Origin of the sequence: uncultured Oceanisphaera sp. (assembly GCF_947495715.1) — a bacterium.
Taxonomy (GTDB): Bacteria; Pseudomonadota; Gammaproteobacteria; order Enterobacterales; family Aeromonadaceae; genus Oceanimonas; species Oceanimonas sediminis.
Genome location: NZ_CANLZU010000017.1, coordinates 84,048 through 100,389 on the forward strand (window position 1 = coordinate 84,048; position 16,342 = coordinate 100,389).

Annotated in this window: 13 protein-coding genes; 12 read left to right on the forward strand and 1 reads right to left on the reverse strand. The window is 59.2% G+C overall.

Annotated elements, in window-relative coordinates:
• The first annotated feature begins 8 nt into the window (after positions 1–8).
• From murC to rraB, 11 genes are all read left to right on the forward strand, one after another.
• Positions 9–1,472, forward strand: a complete 1,464-nt coding sequence (gene murC, locus Q0753_RS11955) for a UDP-N-acetylmuramate--L-alanine ligase (protein WP_298721113.1) — start codon at positions 9–11, stop codon at positions 1,470–1,472.
• A complete protein-coding gene (locus tag Q0753_RS11960) occupies positions 1,469–2,386 on the forward strand; it encodes a D-alanine--D-alanine ligase (RefSeq protein WP_298721120.1) in 918 nt (305 codons plus the stop codon). The genes murC and Q0753_RS11960 overlap by 4 nt, the downstream gene beginning before the upstream one ends.
• Before the next feature lies 1 nt (position 2,387).
• Positions 2,388–3,155, forward strand: a complete 768-nt coding sequence (locus Q0753_RS11965) for a cell division protein FtsQ/DivIB (RefSeq protein WP_298721125.1) — start codon at positions 2,388–2,390, stop codon at positions 3,153–3,155.
• On the forward strand, positions 3,115–4,371 hold the full coding sequence (gene ftsA, locus Q0753_RS11970) for a cell division protein FtsA (RefSeq protein ID WP_298721127.1): 1,257 nt from the start codon (positions 3,115–3,117) through the stop codon (positions 4,369–4,371). The genes Q0753_RS11965 and ftsA overlap by 41 nt, the downstream gene beginning before the upstream one ends.
• Positions 4,372–4,420: 49 nt before the next feature.
• On the forward strand, positions 4,421–5,563 hold the full coding sequence (ftsZ, locus tag Q0753_RS11975) for a cell division protein FtsZ (RefSeq protein WP_298721209.1): 1,143 nt from the start codon (positions 4,421–4,423) through the stop codon (positions 5,561–5,563).
• A 96-nt stretch (positions 5,564–5,659) separates the two neighbouring features.
• Positions 5,660–6,583 carry a UDP-3-O-acyl-N-acetylglucosamine deacetylase gene (lpxC, locus tag Q0753_RS11980; protein WP_298721130.1) on the forward strand — a complete coding sequence of 308 codons (924 nt, stop codon included), beginning with the start codon at positions 5,660–5,662 and terminating at the stop codon, positions 6,581–6,583.
• A 69-nt stretch (positions 6,584–6,652) separates the two neighbouring features.
• Positions 6,653–7,510, forward strand: coding sequence for a M23 family metallopeptidase (locus Q0753_RS11985; protein WP_298721135.1), 858 nt, complete (start codon positions 6,653–6,655; stop codon positions 7,508–7,510).
• 50 nt (positions 7,511–7,560) lie between these two features.
• On the forward strand, positions 7,561–10,287 hold the full coding sequence (gene secA / locus Q0753_RS11990) for a preprotein translocase subunit SecA (protein WP_298721138.1): 2,727 nt from the start codon (positions 7,561–7,563) through the stop codon (positions 10,285–10,287).
• A gap of 206 nt (positions 10,288–10,493) precedes the next feature.
• Positions 10,494–12,164, forward strand: a complete 1,671-nt coding sequence (locus tag Q0753_RS11995; protein WP_298721141.1) for a methyl-accepting chemotaxis protein — start codon at positions 10,494–10,496, stop codon at positions 12,162–12,164.
• 165 nt (positions 12,165–12,329) lie between these two features.
• Positions 12,330–13,049, forward strand: a complete 720-nt coding sequence (locus Q0753_RS12000) for a 1-acylglycerol-3-phosphate O-acyltransferase (RefSeq protein WP_298721144.1) — start codon at positions 12,330–12,332, stop codon at positions 13,047–13,049.
• 32 nt (positions 13,050–13,081) lie between these two features.
• Positions 13,082–13,426: a ribonuclease E inhibitor RraB gene (rraB, locus tag Q0753_RS12005; RefSeq protein WP_298721147.1), complete on the forward strand. Its 345-nt coding sequence runs from the start codon at positions 13,082–13,084 to the stop codon at positions 13,424–13,426.
• 3 nt (positions 13,427–13,429) lie between these two features.
• On the opposite strand, the gene Q0753_RS12010 is transcribed toward rraB, so the two are convergent.
• Positions 13,430–13,963 (reverse strand): GNAT family N-acetyltransferase, encoded by a 534-nt coding sequence (locus Q0753_RS12010; protein ID WP_298721150.1) that lies wholly within the window; start codon positions 13,961–13,963, stop codon positions 13,430–13,432.
• Between the two features lie 95 nt (positions 13,964–14,058).
• Here Q0753_RS12010 and Q0753_RS12015 point away from each other — a divergent pair, with 95 nt between their 5' ends.
• A complete protein-coding gene (locus tag Q0753_RS12015) occupies positions 14,059–16,335 on the forward strand; it encodes a DUF6351 family protein (protein WP_298721153.1) in 2,277 nt (758 codons plus the stop codon).
• The last annotated feature ends 7 nt before the right edge of the window (positions 16,336–16,342 follow it).

Here is a 16,342-nt window from a genome sequence, read left to right on the forward strand (position 1 = left end):
AGAATGGCATGACCAAGGTTGAACTGGCAAAACTCAGAAGCATGGTACCCGAGATGAGACGGGTACGACGCATCCACTTTATCGGCATCGGCGGTGCCGGTATGGGCGGTATTGCCGAGGTGCTGGCCAACGAGGGCTATGCCATTTCCGGCTCCGATATCGCCTATAACCCGGTCACCGACCGGCTGGCGGCGATGGGCGCCACCATTTACCTGGGCCATGCGCCGGAACAGGTTGCCGACGTCAGTGTGGTGGTGGTGTCTACCGCCATCAAGGCCGACAACCCCGAGCTGATCGCGGCCCGCGATCTGCGTATTCCGGTGGTGCGCCGGGCCGAAATGCTGGCCGAGTTGATGCGTTTTCGCCACGGTGTGGCGGTAGCCGGTACTCATGGCAAGACCACCACCACCAGCCTGGTCGCCAGCATCTATGGTGAAGCGGGCATGGATCCGACCTTTGTTATCGGCGGCCTGCTCAACGGTGCCGGCTGTAACGCCCGCCTGGGATCCAGCCGTTACCTGATCGCCGAGGCCGACGAAAGCGACGCCTCCTTCCTGCACCTGCAGCCGATGGTGTCCATTGTCACCAATATCGAAGCGGATCACATGGACACCTACGGCGGCGACTTCAGCAAGCTGGAAGGCACTTTCGTCGATTTTCTGCACAATTTGCCGTTTTATGGCCTGGCGGTGCTCTGTGTCGACGACGAGGTGGTGCGCGAGCTGATACCGCGTATCGGGCGCCAGTTTGTTACCTACGGTTTTGCCGAAGATGCGGACTACCGGATCGAGGCATTCAGCCAGCAGCGGGATCACAGCCACTTCAAGGTGTGCCGTCCCGACGGCAGCTGCCTGGACGTGCAGCTCAATCTGCCCGGTCGGCATAATGCCCAGAATGCCGCCGCCGCCATTGCCGTGGCCTGTGAAGACGGCGTGGCCGACGACGCCATACGGACGGCGCTGATGAAATTCGAGGGTGTCGGCCGTCGTTTTCAGCAATATGGCGAATTCGAGACCGGTCGCGGCCTGGCCAAGCTGGTGGATGACTACGGCCACCACCCGAGTGAAGTGCGTGCCACCCTGAATGCGGTACGCGCCGGCTGGCCCGAACGTCGCCTGGTGACCATCTATCAGCCCCATCGTTACAGCCGCACCCGGGATCTGTATGAAGATTTTGTCGACGTGCTGTCGAAAACCGATGTACTGATCCTGCTCGAGGTGTACAGTGCCGGCGAAGCAGCCATCCCCGGTGCCGACAGTCGTGCTCTGTGCCGCTCCATTCGCAGTCGAGGTCATATGGAGCCTATTTATGTGGCCACCCCCGACGAGGTGCCGCAGGTATTGGCCGAGCTGCTGCAGGATGGCGATCTGGTACTGACCCAGGGCGCCGGCAACGTGGGGGGACTGGCCCGCAAGCTGGGCCAGCTACAGCTATCGATTGAAGCGATGAAGCAACAGGGAGAGCAGGCATGACACAGTTCGGTAAAGTCGCGGTATTGTTCGGCGGTCACTCCGCCGAGCGGGAAGTGTCGCTGCGTTCCGGTGCGGCGGTTCTGTCCGGCCTGCAGCGGGCCGGGGTGGACGCCCACGGCATAGATACCCGCGATTATCCCCTGGCGCGGCTGAAGGAAGACGCCTTCGAGCGGGCCTTTATCGTGGTTCACGGCCGTGGTGGTGAAGACGGTACTCTGCAGGGCGCGCTGGAACACCTGGGGCTGCCCTATACCGGCTCCCGCGTGCTGGGCGCGGCACTGGCGATGGACAAGGTTCGCACCAAGCAGGTGTGGCAGGCGATGGGCCTGCCCACCGCCGATTTTCGTGTGGTGCATAAAAGCAGCTTCAAGGCCGAAGACGCGGCGGCGCTGCTGGCACAGTTTGACGGCCCCGTGTTCGTCAAACCCTCGCACGAAGGCTCCAGCATCGGCATGACCAAGGCGGCGGATGCCGAGACCCTGGCCCGGGCGGTGGTTGAGGCGTTCACCTTCGACGACGAGGTGCTGGTCGAGCGCTTCATCGAAGGTGACGAATATACGGTCAGCATCCTGGGGGAGCAGGCACTGCCGGCCATTCGGTTGCGTACGACCCATGATTTTTATGACTATTCGGCCAAGTATCAGTCCGGCGATACCGAATACCTGTGCCCCTGTGGTCTGAACGAGGCCGATGAGCAGGCGCTGGGTGCCTTGAGCCTGGCCGCCTTCAAGGCGGTGGCCGCCACCGGCTGGGGCCGGGTCGATCTGATGCTGGACCGGCAGGGCCGCTGGTGGCTGCTGGAGGTGAATACGGTGCCGGGCATGACAGAAACCAGTCTGGTGCCCAAGTCGGCACGGGTCGCCGGCCTGTCATTTGACGAATTGGTGGTCGCGGTACTGGAGATGGCGCGCTGATATGAGCGCTGTCGCGATCCGTACCCGGCTGGCCTTTATCGGCGGACTGAGCTTTTTTTTGGTGGTGTTGTCGGCGCTGCTGTGGGGGCTGTGGTCCTTGATGATATGGATGACGACGGCCAATCAGGTACCGGTCAACAGCCTGATGATTCAGGGCGAACATCATTACCTCAGCCGGGACCAGGTGCGCGAGTCGGTGCTGGCGTTACCGGAAGTCGGCAACTTCTTCACCCTGGAGGTGGACCGGGTGCAGCGGCAACTGCAGTCGTTGCCCTGGGTCTATCAGGCGTCGGTGCGCAAGCAATGGCCCGATATTCTGCGGGTTTACATTGTGGAGCAGCCGGTGGCGGCGCGCTGGAATCAGGACGCCATGGTGAACACCCATGGCGAGATTTTCCGGGTTCGTCACGACGACCCCGAACTGGTCTCGCTGTCGGGGCCGGATGAAGAGTCGAAGCGGGTACTGGAAGAATATCGCAGTGTACGAACATTGTTACAGCCCAGGGGCTATCGAATAGAGCGGGTTCATCTGACCCCTCGACGTTCCTGGGAACTGACCCTGTCGGACGGGGTTACGCTGTTGCTGGGGCGCGAGGATCTTGAGGCGCGCCTGCAACGATTTATTGATGTCTATCCGGGCATTGCGGAGCGGGAGCGAGTGGCTTATCTCGATTTGCGCTACGATACCGGGCTGGCAGTGGGATGGAAGCAGGACGAAGAGACAGATAATGACAAAAAGCGCGGAACGAAATCTGATCGTCGGGCTTGATATCGGCACGGCTAAGGTCACGGCCCTGGTAGGGGAAGTGTTACCGGATGGCGATCTGAATATCATCGGGCTTGGCAGCCATTCCTCGAAGGGAATGGACAAGGGCGGCGTCAACGACCTCGAGTCGGTGGTCAAGTCGCTGAAGCGGGCGGTGGACGAAGCCGAGATGATGGCGGATTGCCAGATCACCTCCGTCTACCTGGGCTTGTCGGGCAAGCATATCGAATGCCGCAACGAAACCGGCATGGTGCCGATTTCGGACGAGGAAGTCAGCCAGGAAGACGTGGACAGCGTGATCCATACCGCCAAGTCGGTACGACTGTCCGATGAGCACCGGGTGCTGCATGTGTTGCCGCAGGAATACTCCATCGATTTTCAGGAGGGGATCAAGAATCCCATCGGGCTGTCCGGGGTGCGCATGCACGCCAAGGTACACCTGATCACCTGCCACAACGACATGGCACGCAACATCGAAAAATGCGTCGAACGTCTGGGATTACGGGTCGATCAGTTGATTTTCAGCGCTCTGGCATCGAGTTATGCGGTGTTGACCGATGATGAGAAAGAACTGGGTGTCTGCGTCGTGGATATCGGCGGTGGCACCATGGACATGGCGGTGTTTACCGGTGGCGCCCTGCGTCACACCAAGGTGATTCCCTATGCGGGCAGCACGGTCACCAGCGACATCGCCTATGCTTTTGGCACGCCTCCGCTCGATGCGGAAGCGATCAAGGTGCGCCACGGTGGCGCCTTCAGCCGGCTGGTCAGCAAGGAAGACACCATAGAAGTGCCCAGCGTGGGGGGGCGCCCGGCGCGCAGTTTGCAGCGTCAGACCCTGGCCGAGGTGATAGAGCCGCGCTACAGCGAGCTGCTTGGCATGATCAATCAGGAGCTGAGCAAGGTTCAGGGCGAATTGAAGAAAGCCGGGGTCAAGCATCAGCTGGCGGCGGGTCTGGTACTGACCGGCGGTGCCGCGCAGATAGAAGGCCTGGTGGAATGTGCCGAACAGATTTTCCAGTGTCAGGTGCGTATCGGCCAGCCGGACGGAGTAAAAGGTTTGTCGGATTACGTTGAAACACCGGTGTACTCCACCGCCGTCGGCTTGTTGCATTACGGCAAGGAGCATCAATCGATGCCTCAACAGGACTATAACAACAAATCCAGTGTCACCGGACTGCTGAAACGGATCGGTAACTGGTTGCGTGGCGAATTTTAAGCTTGGCACCCATAACCAAGAGCAAAGTGGAGAGACTCTTATGAGTAATATATTTGAATTGATGAATGATCACGAGCAGGAAGCCGTCATTAAAGTGGTGGGTGTTGGCGGCGGCGGCGGTAATGCCGTCGAGCACATGGTGCGTGAAAACCTGGAAGGGGTCGAGTTTCTGGCCATCAATACCGATGCCCAGGCGCTGCGCAACTCCAGCGCTTCCCGTACTCTGCAGGTGGGTGGCGATATCACCAAGGGACTGGGCGCCGGCGCCAACCCGGAAGTGGGCCGCGACGCGGCGCTGGAAGACAGAGACGCGATCCGTGACCTGCTGGATGGTGCCGACATGGTGTTTATCGCGGCCGGCATGGGCGGCGGCACCGGTACCGGTGCGGCTCCCGTGGTTGCGGAAGTGGCCAAGGAGCTGGGTATTCTGACGGTGGCCGTGGTCACCAAGCCGTTTGCCTTCGAAGGCAAGAAGCGGATGAACTACGCCCAGCAGGGCATCAACGAGCTGGCCAAGCACGTCGACTCCCTGATCACCATTCCCAACGACAAGCTGTTGAAAGTGCTGGGCCGGGGTATTTCCCTGCTCGACGCCTTCAAGGCCGCCAACGACGTGCTGCTGGGTGCGGTACAGGGTATCGCCGAGCTGATCACCCGTCCGGGTCTGATCAACGTCGATTTCGCCGATGTGCGTACCGTGATGCGTGAAATGGGCACCGCCATGATGGGGACCGGCCACGCCACCGGTGAAGACAGAGCCGAAGAAGCCGCCGAAAAAGCGATTTCCAGCCCGCTGCTGGAAGACGTGGATCTGGCCGGTGCCCGCGGCATCCTGGTCAACATCACCGCCGGTCTGGACATGACCATCGAAGAGTTTGAAACCGTGGGTAATGCGGTCAAGGCCTTCGCTTCCGAAAACGCCACCGTGGTGGTGGGTACGGTACTGGATCCGGACATCAGCGACGAACTGCGGGTGACCGTGGTGGCCACCGGTATCGGTGCCGAGCGCAAGCCGGACATCACCCTGGTCAAGTCCGGCTCCAGCAACCGGGACGACAACGGCATGCGTCAGGTGGAAACCCAGCGCGAAGAGCAGCCCGGCAAGCTGGCGGTCAATGGCGACGCCACCCAGGCCAAGTCCGATATGGATTACCTGGATATTCCGGCATTTTTGCGTAAGCAGGCAGACTGAGAAAGGCTCTCAATTGGCGACGGTGGATTATTGTGCTAACATATCGGACCATTTGAATTCGGTTCGAATCGGGCCTTTTTACTTGCGGGTAACCTTATGATTAGACAGCGAACGTTGAAAAATACAGTACAGGCCACCGGAATCGGCCTGCACTCCGGCCACAAGGTGCAAATGACATTTGTACCGGCGCCGGCTAACACAGGTATTGTGTTTCGTCGTACCGATCTGGACCCGCAGGTCGACATTCGGGCCGATGCCGCCCTGGTCAAGGACACCATGCTCTGCACTGCGCTGGTCAACGAGCAGGGCGTGCGGGTGTCGACCATAGAGCACCTGTCCGCCGCGTTGGCGGGGTTGGGCATCGATAACCTCGTTATCGAGGTCGATGCTCCCGAGGTGCCGGTAATGGACGGCAGTTCACACCCCTTTATCTATCTGCTGCAATCCGGTGGCATTCGCGAGCTGAACGCACTCAAGCGCTTCATTCGCATCAAACAGCCGGTACGGGTAGAAGACGGCGACAAGTGGGCGGAATTCCGGCCTTATCGCGGTGGCTTCAAGATGGATCTGACCATCGACTTCAAACATCCGGTGTTTGAAGGCCAGAGTCAGCATCTGGTGCTGGACTTTTCCGGTGCCGCCTTCGTCAAGGAGCTGAGCCGGGCCAGGACCTTCGGGTTTATGCGCGATATCGAATATCTGCATTCCCAGAACCTGGCACTGGGCGGCAGCCTGGAAAACGCCGTGGTACTGGATGACTACAAGGTACTGAACGACGACGGGCTGCGTTACCCCAACGAGTTCGTCAAGCACAAGATGCTGGATGCCATCGGTGATCTCTACATGTGCAACCACAGCATTCTGGGCGAGTTTTGTGCCTATAAAACCGGTCATGCCCTGAACAACACCCTGCTGCGCGCCATGCTGGCCAATACCGAAGCCTGGGAAATCGTCACCTTCGGTGAACAGGGTGCCGAGTCGCCGATTCGTTACTACGATACCGCGTTCAGCCCCGCCTGAACCCATTGAAAACACGCCGGTATCCTCTCCGCGCCGGCGTGTTTTATTTTCTTTTCCATAGCGTGCCCCATGACCCGTCCCGCATCCCTTGCCGGCGCCAACGCCAGGTTTCATCTGTTCGATTACCGACTGCTGTTGCTGTTGCTGCTGGTTGTACTGCAGTTGCCGGTGATACTGTATCTGTACAGTCAATGGCAAGATGCCGAGCAACAACAATGGCAGCTCGGCCGTCAACTGGAGCAGCAACAGCGCAGTCAGCAGCGTCAGCTGAGCCGTATTGGCCAGCGTCTGGGCCAGCTGCAGGCCGAGCTGGGGCAATTGAGTGCCGTGGGGCAGCGGCTGGTCAGAGATTACGATCTGGTTGATGAATTGCCGGTGCAGCGGCTCGACGCCAACCTGCTGCAGCGGCCCTTCAACGGTTTTGCCGATCTGCATCTTGCCCTGACGCAGGTGTCGGAGCAGACCCGGGCCTATGGCATGACGCTGGCGGCTCTTGAATCTTTATTGCTTAGTCTCCATATCAATGAAATTACCCAGATTCAGGGATCTCCGGTTCCGGGGCACAGCCGAATAAACTCCAGCTTTGGCCAGCGTCGTGATCCCTTTACCGGTCGCACGCGCTGGCACCGGGGGCTGGATTTCACCGGCAAGCAGGGCCAGCCCATAGTGGCGACGGCGGCCGGGGTGGTCAGTGTGGTTGAACAGCATCCGGATTTTGGCGGCCTGGTCGAGATTAATCATGGCCGGGGCTGGACAACCCGGTATGCTCATCTGAATACGCAACTGGTTCAGGTTGGTGAGCGAGTCGACAAGGGGCAGTATATTGCCCTGATGGGGCGAACCGGTCGGGCGACCGGCGTCCATTTGCATTACGAAGTATTAAAAGGGAATAAACAGCTGGATCCGGCCCGTTTTTTGCCTAATTAGAGTTCGGCCCCACACGGGGTTTTATCTTCCATCATCATTATTGGCCAAACATGATTACTAAACTTTTTACCATGATAATCGGTAGCCGTAACGACAGAACGCTCAAGCGGCTACGTAAAGTTGTAAATGAAATCAATGCGATGGAGCCGAAGTTCGAGGCGCTGTCCGATGCCGAACTGCAGGCCAAGACCGTCGAGTTTCGCAGTCGGCTGGAGCAGGGCGAAACTCTGGATCAGCTGTTGCCGGAAGCCTTCGCCACGGTACGCGAAGCCTCCCGCCGGGTGTTCGAGATGCGTCACTTCGACGTGCAGCTGATTGGCGGCATGGTGCTGCACAATAATCAGATCGCCGAGATGAAGACAGGTGAGGGCAAGACCCTGACCGGTACCCTGCCGGTGTACCTGAATGCCCTGACCGGACGCGGCGTGCACGTGGTGACGGTGAATGATTATCTGGCCCGTCGTGATGCGGAAGCCAACCGGCCCCTGTTCGAGTTTCTGGGGCTGACCGTCGACTGCAACCTGCCGGGCATGGATTCGGCACAAAAGCACGCCGCCTATGCCGCCGATATCACCTACGGCACCAACAATGAATTCGGTTTCGACTATCTGCGCGACAACATGGCGTTCTCGCCCCAGCAACGGGTACAGCGGCCGCTGTACTATGCGCTGGTGGATGAAGTGGATTCGGTGCTGATCGATGAAGCCCGTACTCCGCTGATTATCTCGGGTCCGGCAGAAGACAGCTCCGAGCTCTACACCCGCATCAATACCCTGATCCCCAAGCTGGTCAAGCAGGATCAGGAAGACACCGAAGAGTACACCGGTGACGGCCATTACACGGTAGACGAGAAAAACAAGCAGGCGCTGCTGACCGAAAACGGCCAGATCTTCGTGGAAGAAGAGCTGAAGCGCATGGGGCTGTTGCAACAGGAAGACTCGCTGTTCTCTGCCGGCAATATCACCCTGCTGGCGCACGTCAACGCCGGCCTGCGGGCGCATACCCTGTTCGAGCGCAATGTCGACTACATAGTGCAGGACAACGAGGTAATCATCGTCGACGAGCACACCGGCCGTACCATGCCGGGCCGTCGCTGGTCCGAAGGCCTGCATCAGGCGGTGGAGGCCAAGGAAGGGGCAAAAATCCAGAACGAAAACCAGACCCTGGCTTCCATTACCTTCCAGAACTTCTTCCGGCTGTACGACAAGCTGGCGGGCATGACCGGCACCGCCGATACCGAAGCCTTCGAATTCCAGCACATCTACGGCCTGGATACGGTGGTGATCCCCACCAACAAGCCGATGGTGCGCAAGGACATGGGCGATCTGGTCTACCTGACCGCCGCCGAGAAATACCAGGCCATAGTGGCGGATATCAAGGATTGCGTGGAGCGGGGCCAGCCGGTACTGGTCGGCACCGTCTCCATCGAAAACTCCGAGTTGCTGTCGGGTATCCTCGATAAAGAAGGCATAGCGCATCGCGTACTGAACGCCAAGTTCCACGCCAGCGAGGCGGAAATCATCGCTCAGGCGGGCCAGTCCGGCGTGATAACCATTGCCACCAACATGGCCGGTCGCGGTACCGACATCGTGCTCGGTGGCAACTGGCAGGCCGAAATCGAAGCGCTGGACAACCCGAGTGCGGAGCAGATTGCCGCCATCAAGGCCGCGTGGAAGCTGCGTCACGACGAGGTGATTGCCGCCGGTGGTCTGCATATCATAGGTACCGAACGCCACGAATCCCGCCGTATCGATAACCAGCTGCGCGGTCGCTCCGGCCGTCAGGGCGATCCGGGCTCCAGCCGTTTCTATCTGTCGATGGAAGATGCGCTGATGCGTATTTTCGCCTCGGATCGGGTCACCGGCATGATGAAGAAGCTGGGCATGGAAGAAGGCGAGGCCATCGAGCATCCCTGGGTGAGCCGGGCCATTGAAAACGCCCAGCGCAAGGTGGAAACCCGCAACTTCGATATTCGTAAGAACCTGCTGGAATTCGATGACGTCGCCAACGATCAGCGCAAGGTGGTATACGAGCAGCGCAACGAGCTGCTCGACTCCGGCGATATCAGCGACACCATCACGGTGATCCGCGAAGATGTGCTGAACGGCATTATCGACGAGTACATTCCGCCCCAGTCGCTGGAAGAGATGTGGGATGTGCCCGGGCTGGAGCAACGGTTGCAGGCCGACTTTGGTCTGGATGTGCCGGTCGGCGCCTGGCTGAAAGAGAACGAAAAACTGCACGACGAACAGTTGCGCGAGCAGATACTGGAAGCCGCCGCCAACGCCTATGCCGAGAAAGAAGCGGTGGTCGGCGCCGAGGTGCTGCGCCAGTTCGAGACCTCCGTGATGCTGCAGACGCTGGATACCCTGTGGAAAGAGCATCTGGCGGCCATGGATCATCTGCGTCAGGGCATTCATCTGCGCGGTTATGCCCAGAAAAACCCCAAGCAGGAGTACAAGCGCGAGTCTTACGAGCTGTTTACCCAGCTGCTGGACAACCTCAAGCGGGAAGTGGTCAGCATACTGAGCCGGGTACGGGTACAGAGCCAGGAAGAAGTGGAAGCGGCGGAAGAAAAACGGCGTGAAGCGGCAGAAAGTCTGCCCCAGAGCTACAGCCATGCGGTGGCGGACAGCCTGCTGGAAGAAGAAGGCGCGGCGGCGGCTACCGGCGATGCCGCCCCCTTCGTGCGCGAAGGCCAGAAGGTGGGGCGTAACGATCCCTGTCCCTGTGGTTCGGGCAAGAAGTACAAGCAATGCCACGGCAAGTTGAGCTGAACATTTTTATTTTCTGAAGCCAAAACCGCCCTATCGGGGCGGTTTTTTTATGTTGGATCAACAGGAAGAAAGGCTCTCTTTTTTCCTGTCTTTGAATGATGATTTAAATTTCGCTTACTCAGTCATTTATTTCATTCTTGTGACATACATCATATACAATGGCGTCTTGTTTTTATGCGATACGATTTTGGCAACGGGAGTGCCCTATGTTTGAAAACCTGACCTTAAAGGCGGTAATACGCCTGGTGTTTCTGGTGGTGCTGGCGCTCGCGCTGACGCTGGGTGGGGCACTGTATCTGTTGCTGCAGTCCCAGCAGGGGGTAAGCCAGGCGCATGAAGAGCGCTACCAATACTTCAATGCCAGCAATATGCTGCGCATGTATTCGACCGAGTTGTCGACCCATATTCGTAATTATGTGGTGACCGGTAACCGGGAAAAGCTGGATGCCTATCATAAAGTGATGGATATTACTCAGGGCAAGGCACCCAGAGCCAACGGTCGCAGCATTTCCGACGAAGACATGATCGCGGCAATGCAATTGATGCCGAATGAAGTGGCATTGCTGGAGCAGGCCCACCAGAACACCTTGAGCATGACCAGGCTGGAACAAGAGGGGCTTGAGCTGGTAAGGCAGGGAAGACTGGACGAAGCCCAGCAGCGGGTGATGGGGGCTGAATACGACAGAGCTCGAATGGCGTTGAACAGCTCGGTTGAAAAATTCGTTTCTCTGTTGCTTGCCCGCGAATCCGAGCAACTGCAAGCCGAAGAACAACAAAACCAGCAGATGGTGGTATTGATGGTGTCGCTGGTGCTGCTGCTGGTGGGACTCAGCCTGTTGCTGGGCTGGGCGCTCAAACGCATGGTGTTGCAGCCGCTGGGGGCCGAGCCGAGCGAGATGGAGCAGGTAGCCTCCCGCATTGCCGATGGGGATCTGAGCCTGAGTTTCGGCGCCAATACCCAGGGGGTCTATGGCAAGTTGCACAATATGACCGACAAGCTGCGTGAGCTTATCGGGCATATTCATCAGTCCAGTACCAGTCTGTCGGCGGCGGCGGAAGAAACCTCGGCAGTATCGTTGCAGACCAGTGCCAACCTGAGTCGCCAGCAGCAGGATACCGATCAGGTGGCGGCCGCCATCAACGAAATGTCGGCCACGGTGCAGGAAGTATCCCAGAATACCAGCCTGGCGGCCGCGTCAGCCCGCTCTGCCAACGAGGCGGCGGAGCAGGGCAAGAAGGTGGTACAGCAGACGGTCTCTTCCATTACGCGACTGGCGGATGATGTGGCCTCTACCGGCCTGGTGGTGCAGTCACTGGCCGACAGCAGCACCCGGATAAGCTCGGTGGTGCAGGTGATTCAGGAAATCGCCGACAGAACCAATCTGCTGGCGTTGAATGCGGCCATCGAGGCGGCGCGGGCCGGCGAGCAGGGGCGGGGCTTTGCGGTGGTGGCCTCCGAGGTGCGCAACCTGGCGGAGCAGACCCAGCATTCTTCCCAGGAGATTGTTTCTACCATTACCAAGCTGCAGGCCGATGCGGAGCAGGCGATGGCCGCCATGAACGGCGGTCGCCAGCAGGCGGAGCTGACCGTGACCCAGGCGCGTGAAGCCGAACAGGCGCTGGAGCTGATCAGCGCGGCGGTACAGACCATTCACGATATGAACACCCAGATTGCGACCGCGGTGGAAGAGCAGGCGACGGTCACCGAAGACATCAGTCGTAATCTCACCGGTATTCACGAAATGGGCGGTGAAACCGCCGCCGGCGCCGAACAGACCGCCAGCGCCAGCCGTGAGCTGTCGGAACTGGCCGCCGGGCTGCAACAGCTGGTACAGGGCTTCAGGCTGGAGTCGGATGCGCCTGGCTATCGGCGTTGATATCGATGTGAAGAGTACGATGAAAATGGCAAGGTGCTGATGTTTTAGCTTCAATCATTTCGAGCACAAGCACCCAGGGCCCGGCCGCTGTCGATCAGCGACCGGGCCTTGTTCCTTGTGGGTCTGCTCAGTATACTGCCGTCTCTCAAAACGCGAGGTTTGTTCATGTTAAAGCTGTTGCGGCTGTTCTTGCTGGCCCTGGCCATGGTGATGGTCTTTGTACTCGGTACCCTGATGTGCCTGCTGCGCCCCCGTCACCCCAATAACGTCCATCTGCTGGGGCGTCTGTTCAACAAGGCCTGCCCGCTGGTGGGGCTCAAGGTGACTTTTCGGGGCTATGAGCATGTCAAGGATTTGCACTCGGCGGTGTATATCGCCAACCACCAGAGCAACTGGGATATTATCGCCCTGCCCGGTGCCGTAATGCCGCGCACCGTGGCCATCGGCAAAAACAGTCTGTTCTGGATACCGCTGTTCGGGCAATTGTTCTGGCTGAGTGGCAACCTGCTGATCAACCGCGAGAACAAGGCCAAGGCTGCCAGCACCATCGGCAAGGTGGTGGACAAGATTCGCCAGCGCAACATGTCGATCTGGATGTTTCCCGAAGGCACTCGCAGCAAGGGCAAGGGGCTGTTGCCGTTCAAGACCGGGGCCTTTCATATTGCCCTGCAGGCCGGCGTTCCCATCGTGCCCATCGCCTGCTCCAGCTATTTCGGTCAGGTGGATCTGAACCGCTGGGACAACGGTGAGCTGATCGTCGAGATCATGCCGCCGATTTCGATTGAGGGTTATGCACCCAATCAGATTCGGGATCTGCTCAAGCACAGTCGTCAGTTGATTGCCGAGCGCATTGCCGAACTGGACAGCGAAGCCCGCCGTCCCTGAACCCATACCGTTATCCGGCCAAGGAGCCACTCATGACTGAACAGCAAAACTGGCGGGAAGAGACCCGTGAAATTATTACCTCTCTGCTGGAAGATGGCAGTAACCCGGATGCGGAATACACCATAGAACATCACTTTTCCGGCCAGGACTTCAACCGGCTCGAAAAGGCCGCGGTTGACTGTTTCAAGGCGGAATTCGAGGTGACCGATGCGGAAGAGCTGACCCTGGAGCGAGGCCAGACCATTTTGTGTTTTGATGCCATCAAGGAAGGGCCCCTGGCCGAAGAGGCCATCATGGCGCAGATTGAACAACTGCTGCCGATAGCCCGGAAATACGGTATCGAGTACGACGGCTGGGGCACCTACTTCGAAGAGTAATGGCTAGCCGAGGGGCAGCATCAGGGTGATTTCACAGTCATGATGCCCGGTGTTGCCCCGTCGTTCGCAGGGCAGGAACCCCAGCTTTCGATAAAGCGCCAGTGCCTCGGGCAGGACAGCCGTGGTTTCCAGATAGCAGTGTCGGTAACCCAAGATACGGGCCTGTTGCAACACATACAGTGCCAGCTCTCTGCCCAGCCCCTTGCCTCTGGCTGTTGAGTCCAGATACATTTTCTGCAGTTCGCATACGGCGTTATCTTTCGGCATCGGGCCCAGACCCGCACCGCCCAGTAGGCGCCCCTCACCATCTTCCACTACCCAGTATCCGGCGCCGTGCTGCCGATACACCTGACTCAGACGGTCGAGATCGGGATCGGCCACGCTGAAGCCCTTATCGGCGGTCAGGCCATACTCTGCCAATACCGTCCGAATTAGTGCTGCCAGCCCGCCATCATGCCGGGATTCCAGCGGCATTATTCTGCCGAGAGTCGGGGGCCATCTGTAGGCGCTTGCTCCGTTTTTCGATGTTTCAATCATCAATCCTCTCCTTCTCATCGGCGTGACCATAACCGCTTTAATGAGAGATGCAACGCTTTTTCTCTCCGCTATGCTTAGCTCAGAGGTGACGCGATATGAACATAAAAAGCAGACGTTGGTGGTGGTTGTTGCCACTGGTGGTGGTGTTGTTGGGGCTGCTGGCGAGCTGGCCGCAGTTACAGGCGAGGCTGGGACGTCATCTGTTATCGGATCCTCCCGAGCTGGTGGTGGAGGCGCTGCCACCCGGTTATGATCCTGCCGCGCCGAGACCCGTCTATCAGGGCCCCCATGCCTCCCGGGTGCCGCTGGACCTGTCCGTTTTCGACTTTCCTGTCGGTCTCGGTCAAACGGGCCCGGTGGATACCTCTCTCGGCCCGCTGCAATACCCCTTCGCCTGTAATACCGAAGAAGTCGGGCTGGGCCAGCCGCTGGTGGATAACCGCCTGGGCATCGGCACCCCTGTGTATGCGGAGCTCGATGGCGTGAAAGACAAGACCCGGCTGCTTGGCCACAGTCAGGACTGTCTGCTACCGACGCGGGTCGACTATTTCTACAAGGTAGAAGGGCGGGACGACTATCACCTCTGGCCCGAGAATGGCGAGCCGGCCGACCTGGCCTGGCTTGACTGGCAGGGCAGGTCGATTCCCTTCGTGCTGCGAGTGGAGCGCGGCACCATCAACCGCTTTATCTATGTGATCGCCATGCTGGTCGATCCCGCGGCGCCGGTGACCGAAACCCGCAGTCCTTACTGGAACCAAAAGCTTATCTATCACTTCAAGGGTGGCGTGGGCATCGGCAAGCGCCAGGGCAAGATGAGTCTGGGGCGCATTGCCTCCCGTCTGACCGAACAGCTGGCACAGGGCTACGCCCTGGCCGGGTCCAGCGGCAACATGACCAGCAATCACTATAACGTGTGGCTGGCGGCCAACACCGCCGAGATGGTCAAGGCGCAGTTTGTGGCCCGCTACGGCAAGCCGGACTATACGGTCGGCATCGGTGGCTCCGGCGGGGCGGTACAGCAGTATCTGATTGCCCAGAACAAACCCGGTCTGCTCGACGCCATCATTCCCCAATACAGTTATCCGGACATGATTACCCAGAGCATCTGGGCACTGGATTGCGAGCTGCTGGAATACTATTTCGACGTCACCGCACGGGATAATCCACGCTGGCGGGTGCAGGAAAACCGGGGCCAGGTGATGGGCGTCGCAGCCAGCAGTGATGTGGAGCACGAGTTCAAGAAATATTATCGCTGGGCCCGGGTTGCCGGCCTGGGGCTGACCTTGCCGGCCCTGCCGCCGGGAGCCAACGAATGCTCCAAGAGTTGGCGCGGGCTGGCGCCGCTGACCAACAATCCCCGTTATTTTCATCGGGCCAATCATTATGCACCGGCCGTGGCCGGCACCGACCGCTTCAGCCACTGGCACGATCTGGCCGCTTTCTATGGCGTCGGTGAAGACGGTTTTGCTCATCGTACCCATGATAACGTCGGGGTGCAGTATGGGCTGGAAGCCCTGAGGTTGGGGCAGATCAGCATGGCCGAGTTTCTGCACCTCAACGCCAATATCGGCAGCTGGAAGGCACCAAAAGACATGGCGCAGGAAAAACTGTGGGTGTTGAGCGGAGACGACAGCCTGGCGGAGGTGTCCATCTGGAGTGACCATAACATGCAGAAGACGCCGGGCAGTCCGGTGCCGTTGCGAGTGTTCGAACGCAATCAGGTCGAGCTTATCAAGACGGCGCCCCGCAGTCAGGGGCATATCGGCGCCATGGCGGCAACCTACTATTCCGGCCATGTTTTCCTCGGCAACACCGATATTCCGGTGATCGATCTGCGCCACTATCTGGATAACCAGCTCGACATGCACCACTCCTACGCCACCCTGTCATCCTGGCTGCGTATCCGTCAGGCTCGGGGTAATACGGATAACATGATTATCTGGCAAAGTGGCAAACCCTATGATCCCAGTGATCGCGCCTTCGTGCTGCTCGACGAGTGGCTGACCACGGGCCAACGGCCGGCGGCGGCGAAAGACGCCTGCTGGACCGATCAGGGCGACTTGATTGCCGAAGGAAGCAACGTCTGGAACGGCACCTGGAGAGGAGATGTAGATATTGGCGCCTGCCTTAACCGTTATCCGGCCTACCGCTCTCCGCGCAATGCCGCCGGCAGTCCGCTGACCGGCGATCTGTTCAAATGCGCGCGGGTGCCGGTGGCCGAGGCGGTGGCGTTGGGCTTTTATCAGCCCCAGGAAGTGGAACCCTATACCGCCATGCTGGAGGCGGTGTTCCCCGATGGCGTTTGCGATTATCGGCAGGGAGACATGGCCCGGCCCGAGGATGCAGAGCTGGGCCTGAGTCCCATGCTATAGTGGCGCA